This is a genomic window from Rahnella sp. NRRL B-41462 (assembly GCF_003263525.1).
Classification (GTDB): Bacteria; Pseudomonadota; Gammaproteobacteria; order Enterobacterales; family Enterobacteriaceae; genus Rahnella; species Rahnella aceris.
Map to the genome: position 1 here is coordinate 1 of NZ_JYDF01000084.1, position 9,367 is coordinate 9,367.

At 57.0% G+C, this 9,367-nt stretch carries 9 protein-coding genes; all 9 read right to left on the reverse strand.

From position 1 onward, the window contains the following. Positions 1–75 precede the first annotated feature (75 nt). The gene (gene rbsK / locus UC14_RS19265; RefSeq protein WP_112198228.1) at positions 76–1,008 is read right to left on the reverse strand and encodes a ribokinase; all 933 of its coding nucleotides are present in this window, start codon (positions 1,006–1,008) and stop codon (positions 76–78) included. Beyond that, complete coding sequence (alsK, locus tag UC14_RS19270; RefSeq protein ID WP_112198229.1) at positions 1,005–1,949, reverse strand: allose kinase; 945 nt, start codon at positions 1,947–1,949, stop codon at positions 1,005–1,007. Before alsK ends, rbsK begins: the two co-directional genes overlap by 4 nt. Before the next feature lie 15 nt (positions 1,950–1,964). Continuing rightward, the gene (gene alsE, locus UC14_RS19275) at positions 1,965–2,645 is read right to left on the reverse strand and encodes a D-allulose 6-phosphate 3-epimerase (protein ID WP_112198230.1); all 681 of its coding nucleotides are present in this window, start codon (positions 2,643–2,645) and stop codon (positions 1,965–1,967) included. Between the two features lie 38 nt (positions 2,646–2,683). After that, on the reverse strand, positions 2,684–3,769 hold the full coding sequence (locus tag UC14_RS19280) for an ABC transporter permease (protein WP_112150865.1): 1,086 nt from the start codon (positions 3,767–3,769) through the stop codon (positions 2,684–2,686). Positions 3,770–3,780: 11 nt separating this feature from the next. After that, the gene (locus UC14_RS19285; RefSeq protein WP_112198231.1) at positions 3,781–4,770 is read right to left on the reverse strand and encodes an ABC transporter permease; all 990 of its coding nucleotides are present in this window, start codon (positions 4,768–4,770) and stop codon (positions 3,781–3,783) included. Then, positions 4,763–6,295 (reverse strand): sugar ABC transporter ATP-binding protein, encoded by a 1,533-nt coding sequence (locus tag UC14_RS19290; protein WP_112198232.1) that lies wholly within the window; start codon positions 6,293–6,295, stop codon positions 4,763–4,765. The genes UC14_RS19285 and UC14_RS19290 overlap by 8 nt, the downstream gene beginning before the upstream one ends. A 2-nt stretch (positions 6,296–6,297) precedes the next feature. Further along, on the reverse strand, positions 6,298–7,284 hold the full coding sequence (locus UC14_RS19295; RefSeq protein WP_013576778.1) for a substrate-binding domain-containing protein: 987 nt from the start codon (positions 7,282–7,284) through the stop codon (positions 6,298–6,300). A gap of 18 nt (positions 7,285–7,302) precedes the next feature. Then, entirely contained in the window at positions 7,303–8,160 is an 858-nt protein-coding gene (locus UC14_RS19300; protein ID WP_013576779.1) for a DeoR/GlpR family DNA-binding transcription regulator, read from the reverse strand. A 331-nt stretch (positions 8,161–8,491) separates the two neighbouring features. Further along, positions 8,492–9,235, reverse strand: coding sequence for an SDR family oxidoreductase (locus UC14_RS19305; protein WP_112198233.1), 744 nt, complete (start codon positions 9,233–9,235; stop codon positions 8,492–8,494). Positions 9,236–9,367 lie beyond the last annotated feature (132 nt).

Genomic DNA, 9,367 nt, shown 5'->3' on the forward strand with positions numbered 1-9,367 from the left:
CCCAACCTCCCCCCTTCGCAGGGGGAGGAGTAAAGAAAAACCTGCAGCTTTCGCAGGAGCAAAAGAAAACCCGCTTCAAACCACCACAACTCCCATCCTCTCACGCGCTTCTTCGTATGTCGGCATCGATGCCGCCGCGCCTGCTCTTTCCACACAAACCGAGGCGTAGGCGGATGCGAACTGCGCGGCTTCACGGAGTGTGGCGCCGGCGGCGAGTTGGGAGGCCAGCGCGCCGTTAAAGGCGTCACCTGCACCAGTGGTATCCACCGGGATCGCCGGACAGGCATGGATAATCTGCGTTTCGCCGTTGACTGAAAGCAATGCGCCCTGCGTGCCTAACGTGATGATCAGTGCCTGGATCCCTTTAGCGTGCAGCGCGTGGGCGGCGCGTTGGGCAGAGGGAATATCGCGGACTTCAATACCGGTCAGCAGCGTGCATTCCGTGGCGTTCGGCGTCAGTAAATCAACCTGCGACAGCAGATGGTCGGACACCGGCTGGAACGGCGCGGGGTTGAGGATAATGTAGGTGTCATTTTCCTTCGCGATGCCGATCAGTTTTTCAATCGCAGGCAGATTGTTTTCGAGCTGCGTCAGCAGGATATCAGCGGCGGCGACGGCCGGACGGCATTGTTCGACTTCTTCGTCGGTGACCGTCAGGTTGGCGCCCGGATCAACGGCAATCATGTTTTCGGCATCGGCTCCGGCGACATAAATCAGCGCGTTGCCGGTCGGGCATTCGCTGGTGGAGAACAACGTGACGGCGTCGAAACCGGCGCTGTCGAGATGGCGGCGGGCAAACATGCCGAAATCATCGCGACCAACTTTACCGATGTAATGCACCCGCGCACCGGCACGCAGTGCGGCGACCGCCTGGTTGGCGCCCTTGCCGCCCGCGCCCATCATGCTGTTGCGGGCAATCAGGGATTCTCCCGGTTTGGGGAAACGCGCCATGCCTGCGACGATATCGAGGTTGAAAGACCCAAATACGCATACCTTGCCTTTGTTCATGCCTCTCTCCTGAAGGAAAATGTTCCGGCGGCCAGAGCTGGCTGCGACGGAAAAACGCGCTGTGCGGCCAGACACGCGCCACGACAACCGGTCTCGTCGGTGACGGCGCTGAAATGAATGGTCAGGCCGTTCGCCGGATACGGGCTGCGCAGATGGCTGCGTAGCTGCTGTTCCAGTTCGGCCAGCGGGAAGTTTTCCATCGCCAGCACACCGCCGCCCAGCACCAGATATTCGGGATCCAGAATGTTCATTTCACTGGCGACGGTGCGCGCCAGTCGTGCCACAAATTCAGTTAAATCCACATGCCCGGCATGACGTACAAACAGGTCGGCGAACGGCGTTTGTGGCGCATGTTGCCGCGCCCAGCCGGTCAGCCAGTTGCCGGACGTCAGCGTCTCGACGCAGCCGGTTTTGCCGCAGGGGCAAAGCAACGGATTCCCCGCCAGCGGAATGTGCCCCAGTTCACCCGCACCGCCGTGCGCGCCGTGGTAAAAATCACCGTTGATCCACAAACTGTTGCCCAGCCCGGTGCCGAGATACAGCCCGACGGCGACGTCCGGCAGTGCGCTGTGCTGGGTTAAATCCCACCACATCAGATGGTTAACGTCTTTGTCCATCGCCACCGGCAGGTGTAAACGTTGCGAGAGCAGCGCCGCCACCGGCTGATTATCCAGCGCGGAGATAAACGGCAGCGACAGCACGGTCTGGCGGTCGCGGGACAATATGCCCGGCAGCCCGAGCATCACCTGCGCCACCTGATTATGCGGGTCCTGTTCCTGCAAATACGCCGTGATCAGGTTTTCCAGCCCCTGTAACGGATCGGACTGCCCCGCCCAGCTTTGGGTCGGGATTTTGTGGTAGCCGCGAAAATTTTGCTGGCTGTCCATCAGCATTAAACGGGTATTGGTGCCCCCGACATCCACTCCAAGAAAGTGCGGCATACGGCTCTCCTGCCCTCAGGCTGCGTGACGCGCCTGACGCATCTGATCGAGCATTTTGTCCCAGGCAACATCCAGATCGTTGTCCAGCGTGAACAGGCCGGAACTGCCGACGATCAGCACTTCCGCGCCCGCGCCCATCAGATCCTGATAGGTGCGCAGGTTGCAGGACCCGTCGATTTCGATCAGATAGCGGTAGCCTTTTTGCTTTTTGAGATCACGCAGTTGCGCGATTTTCTCCAGCATTTCAGGGATGAACGGCTGACCGGCGTAGCCCGGATCGACGGTCATCACGGTGATTTTATCCAGCAGATGAATGTAGTGCTGGATGTATTCCACCGGTGTCGCGGGGTTGAGCACCACGCCGACTTTTTTGCCCAGCGAGCGGATCTGATTAATGATGCGGAACGCGTCGCGGTTAATGGTTTCGGCATGCGGACAAATAAAATCGGCACCGGCTTTGGCGATTGGCTCGATAAAGTCAGCCGGGTTTTCCACCATCATATGCACGTCCAGAACCAGCGGCGTATGCGGGCGGATCTGCTCAATAAAGAACGGCGACAGCGTGATGTTTTTGACGTAATGGCCATCCATGATGTCGATGTGCAGCATGTCGGCGCGACGGTTCAGCACCTCGAGTTGCTGTTTAATGTCGATCAGGCTCATGCACATCAGCGACGGAGAAATTTTGTATTCCATGATGTTTTCCTAAGTCAGAGGCAATTTTAAAAAAGTGTTTAAGGTTGAGCCGCCCGCGCTTTGGCAGCGCTCATTCGCCCTGCCCTTTTTTGCAGATAACGGCTGCGGAAGAATTTCAGCGCCAGCACCACAATCAGTACCGCGCCCCACATCGCCAGGCTGAAATGCGGGCTGACGTTCATCAGATTCAGGCCGGTGGAAATCACCTGCAGGACAATCAGCGAGAGCACCACGCCCGCGACTTTGCCGAAGCCACCGTTGGGATCGGTGCCGCCGAGAATGATGGCCAGTACCGTCAGCAGCAGATACGAGTCGCCGTAGCCCATGCGCGCCGAGTTGAAACGCGCCATCATGATGAGTCCGGCAATCACGCATAACATGCTGGAAATCACGTAGATGGCGATCAGCACGCGGTGGGTATTCACGCCGCTGAAATGGGTGGCGTTGATGTTGCTTCCGCTCATGTAGATGTATTTACCGAGGCGGGTGCGCTCTAAAAACACCGCGATTAAGGCTGCAGTCAGCAGGAAGATAATCAGCGGAACCGGCACGCCGAGCAGGGTTTCCGCGCCGATAAAGCGCACGATGTCCGGCATACCGCTGATCGCCGCACCGCGTGAAAGGTAGATGCCGACGCCGTTCACCATGGTCATGGTCGCCAGCGTCACCAGAATCGGATGGGCGCCGACATACGCCACCAGCGCGCCGGTCAGCATGCCAATCACCAGCGCCAGAATCATTGCGCCAACCAGCGCCAGCGTCAGCCAGACCGCCTGCATCGCCATGCTGGCATCCGGCGGCAACCAGGTGAGAAACACCCATGCCATCAGTAAGCTGGTCAGGTTAGCGGTGGCGATAATGCACAGGTTCAGGCCGCCGCTGAGGATCGGGATAAACATCGCCAGCGTCAGTAAACCGAGTTCCGGCAGCTGGAAGGCGACGCTCATAAAGGTGGCGTCACTGAAGAAGCGCCCCGGCATCGCCAGGCTGAAACCGATGATCACCACCAGCAATAACAGCGATAATCCCAATGTCGTGCTATCTATTTTCAGGGAAGCGATTTTCAGGCGAGGCCGCGCATCGGGCTTCGCTTTAAGACTCACATTTCTGCTTTTTGCGAACATAGCGGTTTTCCTCAGGCGAAGCCGACTTCGGTTTCTTTGCGTTTCTTGTAATGGGTGACGGTGATGGCCGCGACGATCACCACGCCGATGACGATGTTCATGAAGTAGCTGGAAACGCCGATCAGGTTGAGGCCGTTTTTCAGCACGCCAATCAGGAACACGCCCATCAGGGTGCCGACCACGCTGCCTTTGCCGCCGTTGAGACTGGCACCGCCGAGCACTGCCGCCGCCAGTACATCCAGCTCGCCGCCGACCAGTGCATTCGGCACCACTTCACCGACGCGATACACCTGCACCAGCCCGCCAATCGCCGCCATCGCGCCGAGATATCCGTAAGCAAACAGATGCAGCAAACCGACGCGGATACCGATACGGCGTGCGGATTCCTGGTCACCGCCGACCGCAAATAACTGGCGTCCGAGATGGGTTTTGTTAAGCAGGATCCAGCTCAGTCCGGCGACCACTAACATCACCACCACCGGCAATCCAATCTGATAATGCTGCTCGCCGACGCTGAACGGCAGCACACGGATTGGCGTCGTCAGCCAGTCCGGCAGGTCGTACAAACTGGTGCCGTTGGTCAGCCACATCAGCATGCCAAACAGCAGCGACTGCATACTGATGGTGACGATGATCGACACGATGCGCAGGCAGTAGATCAGAATCGCGTTGATCATCCCGAGCACCGTGCCGATGGCGACCGCCAGTAAAATGCTGCCGGTCGGGCTGCTCAGGCCGTAGTGAATCGCCAGCGTGGCGATGAGGTACTGCACGACAGAAGCCACGGCGGCGAACGAAATATCGATTCCGCCGGTGACCAGCACCACGAACAGGCCGAGGGCAAAGATGCCGCTGACGGCGTAGCTTTCGGTCAGATCCAGCAGGTTCTGTAAAGTCAGAAACTGGTTGTTGAGTAAGGAAAAGGTGACGATCACCACCAGCAATACCCAGGCTAAATAACCTTCGTTGCTGGACGGGCGTAACCGGCTGAGCTTAAGCATTGACCGCCTCCGCAAGTTGTTGCTGGGTAATCGCGCCCGGCAGATATTCGCCAACCACCGTGCCTTCACTGAAATGCAGCACGCGGTCACAGTTGAAATAGACTTCCGGCACTTCGTCGGAAATCAGCAGGATGGAAATCCCCTCTTCCGCCAGTTGGTGGATCAACTGATAAATGCTGGCTTTCGCGCCGACATCGACGCCGACCGTTGGCGAATCGAGGATCAGGATTTTCGGCTGTGTCAGCACCCATTTCGCGAGGACGATCTTTTGCTGATTGCCACCGGAAAGGGTGGAAATCGCCTGTTCGGGACTGGCGACTTTGACGCCGAGTTTTTCGATCCACTGCTGAATGATCTTGTTTTTGCGGTATTCGTCGATCAGATGAAAACGGCTGCGCAGCTGATCCATGATCGCCAGCACGGTGTTGTCGCCCACCGATTGTTGCTGGATCAGGCCGAGCGTCAGGCGATCTTCCGACACATAACCGACGCCGGATTTGATCGCGTCTTCATGGCTGCGAAAACGCACCGGCTTGCTGTCGAGGTAGATTTTGCCGCTGTCGGGTTTGGTCATGCCGAACAGACTGAGTGCCAGTTCGGTGCGGCCGGAACCGAGCAGACCGCATAAACCGAGCACTTCTCCGGCATGCAGTTTGAAACTGACGTCGTGATACTGGCCTGCGCGGCTGAGTTTGTCGGTTTCCAGCATGATGCGTTCGTCATTCATGTTGGCGGCTTTCAGGCGGTAATCGAGTTTCAGGCCGGTCATCAGTTCGGTCAGGCGTTCGCTGCTGACTTCAGAGGCCGGGAATGTGCCGACCTTTTTGCCGTCACGGATCACCGTGACGCTGTCGGAAATCTCCAGCACTTCATCGAGGCGATGGCTGACGAACACCACGCTGATGCCTTTGCTTTTCAGATAATGCACGGTGCGCAGCAACTGATTCACTTCGGTGCGGGTCAGCGAGGCCGTCGGCTCATCCATAATCACTAACCGCGCATCGGCGACCAGTGCACGGCAAATCGCCACCTGCTGGCGCTGGGCAATCGGCAGCGCCGAGACTTTGCTGTCGAGATCCAGCGTGTAATTCAGTTCAGTCAGAATGCGCTGCGCGGTTTTCCGCAGGCGCGACGGGCGATACCAGCCCATCAGCCCTTGTAAGTTGTGGTCGAAGGCGATGTTCTCGAACACGCTGAGGTTCGGGAACAGCGACAAGTCCTGATAAATCACCTGCACGCCAAACTGACGTGCCTGATCCGGAGAGAGTTTGCTGAAACTCTGGCTGCCCTGCGACGGCGAGCTGAGCGTGATCTGGCAACCGTTGTCCGGCTGATAAACCCCCGAGATCACTTTGATCAACGTACTTTTCCCGCAGCCGTTGGTGCCCGCCAGGCAGTGAACTTCGCCCTGCATCAGCCGCAGGGAAATGTCGTTGAGTGCACGCTGCCCGCCAAACGTCACCGACAGGTTTTGCACATCAATCAGCGGCGCGTTCTCTGTTTGAATGATCTCGGAGATTGCCATGATTACAGCCCCATTTTGACCAGTTTCGGCAGGTTCGCTTTGTCCAGGCTTTCGGTTTCGTTGCCCAGAATGGTGTGCGTTGCTTCATCGACTTTCACTTTGCCCATGCCTTCAATGGTCATGCCGTCAGTGATTTTTTCGCCTTTCTCCAGCTTCTCGGCGATGCGCACAAAGACTTCACCCGCGACCATCGGGTTCCAGATAAAGCCGCCTTTGATGGCCCCGGCTTTCACCAGACTGGCGCCCTGACCCGGACTGAATGGCCCGAACACACAGATGTCGTCAGTTTTGCCACGGTTAAGCACCGCGCGGCCTGCGCCAATCGGGCCTTGCGAGCCGATCGCCAGAATGCCTTTCAGGTTGGCATCTTTGGACATCAGGTCGTTGGTGGTACGGATGCTGTCATCAAGGGATTCGCCGACACCAAATTTGTCGCCGACCAGATGCATATCCGGATAATGTTCTTTCTGGTAATTGATGGCGGCATCAGCCCATTTCTGATGGAGTGGGACGGTAAGACTTCCGACGTATACCGCGTAATCGCCTTTCTCTTTCATACACTGCGCCAGCGCGATCATGTGATTAATGCCGTGCTGCGTGGCATCGACCATTTCGAAATCCCAGTCGGCATATTTCTGATCCGGCGATTCATGCACGATGACTTTGATCCCGGCGTCGTGAGCACGTTTCAGTACCGGCTCAAGCACGCGGGCGTCGTTGGGCACCACGCCGATCACATCCACTTTCTGGGCGATCAAATCTTCAATCGCACGCACCTGTAACGCCGGATCCGCACTGGTCGGCCCGACCTGCCACGCGTCAATCCCGCGTTTGGCCGCTTCGCTTTTGATCCCGGCTTCCATCGCGTTGAACCAGGCGTTACCGCCGACTTTCACCACCACGCCCATGCGAATTTTGTCGGCGGCGTGCGCAGACAGGGACAACATGGCTGTGGCGAACAGGCAGGCAAGAACGGATTTCTTGATCATGTTTACTCTCCTGGGAGGTCAGTTATGTGCCGCAGCTAACGGGCCGTTGCGGCTGTTTTTAGTTTTTTTCTGTAGGGGTGACGGAGAAACTTCAATCACGTTAACGTTGCTCCAGGCCAGTTCCTGGCGGAATTCTTCATCCTCCAGATGGTCTGTTATCAGTGTGTCGATTTCCCGGTAGTGGCAGATCCGCGCAAAAGAGCGGCGGCCGAATTTGCTGGAGTCAGCCAGCAAAATTTTGTGCTCGGAGGAAAGCAGCATTTGCTGTTTCAGCCGTGCGTGATGCTCGTTACTTTCACGGATACCGCCTTCGTGGCTGATGCCGTGACAGGAGAAAAACAGTTTGTTGATGACGAACTCTTTCAGCATTTGTTCAGCCAGCACGCCGACAAAATCTTCATACTTCGCCGAGTATTCGCCGCCCAGTCCGATCACCCGCACGTTAGCTTTCACCGCCAGCGTCTGAATGATGTGCACCGAGTTGGTCAGCACCACCAGCTGAATGTCAGGCAACTGGCGCGCCAGAAACCAGCTGCTGGAACTGCTGTCGAGCAGCAGGCAATCGCCGGGATTGATCAGCTGTAACGCCCGTTTGGCGATACGCGTTTTGCTGTCCGGCGACTGATTGCTGCGGTCACGAAAGGATTCACCCTGTTCAATCTGCGACGGCACATAGGTTTTTTCTGCCGCCGAATGTTCTTTAAACACCGCGCCGCCATGGCTGCGTAACAGCACGCCACGCTTTTCCAGCAGCGCCAGATCCCGCCGCGCGGTTTCCAGCGAGATGCGGCATAGCTGCGCCACTTCCTGCACAAGAATGCGTCCGCGCTGGCTGAGAATTTCGGTGATATATCGATGTCGCTCTACTGGCAGCATGTGGTGATTCCTCTTTCCCGATGTCAAATAGGATACGCAGCCGGATGTTTATGGAATGCGCAGTGCCTCAAAGGCGACTGTGCGCATTTTTTGCCACAATCGTCCTGTGATAGTTGTCACGAAAAGGTGAGAAAAGATGAAATGTTAAAGTTTGGATCTGTGGTGGGAACGGCATTAAATCGTCATTTGCGTTGCAACAGAACAGCAACAGATTTGCAAACGGTCACAATTCCTCGTGCAATTTAATGACCGTTAATGACCGGTTGTGTGGATTTGACCGTTTTGGGGGAGTGAACGGGGAGCGAACCCCGCTATCAATGATTTACGCTGACTATCTGCCGCCAGCCAGATCGAGAAAGCTGCCGGTGGCGTAAGAGGCGGAATCCGACAGCAACCAGGCAATCGCCTGTGCGACTTCTTCCGGCTGACCGCCGCGCTGCATCGGCAGATTGGCTTTCACGCGATCGACGCGTCCCGGCTCACCGCCGCTGGCGTGCATGTCGGTGTAGATCAGACCCGGACGCACACAGTTAACGCGGATACCGTACGCCGCCACTTCCAGCGCCAGACCGGTTGTCAGGGTATCCACCGCACCTTTCGATGCCGCGTAATCGACATATTCACCCGGCGCACCTAAACGGGAAGCCGCCGAGGACACATTCACAATCGCCCCGCCCTTTCCGCCATGCCGGTGTGACATGATTTTCACCGCCTCACGGCAGCACAGGAAATACCCGGTCACGTTAGTCGTCAGCACTTTGTTGATACGTGCAGCAGAGAGATTTTCAATGGTGGTCTGCTGGAACAAAATCCCGGCATTATTCACCAGCGCAGTGATCGGGCCGAGTTCGGCGCTCAACTGTTTGAACATCGCGACAACCTGCGCTTCATCGGCAATATCAGCCTTCAGCGCGATGGCTTTGCCACCGGCCTGATGGATTTCATCGATAACAGATTGCGCTGCGGTTTCGTTATTCACGTAATTCACACCGACGGCGTAACCCTGCTGCGCAAGAAGAAGAGCCGTTGCACGGCCAATGCCGCGGCTGGCGCCGGTGACGAGAGCGATTTTCATGAGTGTAAGATTCCATTGGGGGGAAATGAGGAAAGTGCTTACTCCGTCCCCCTGCGAAGGGGGAGGCCGGGAGGGGGTTTTAAGGCCTAAGTACCTTGTCAATGCTAACTTCAACTTATTAATTTTGCTTTA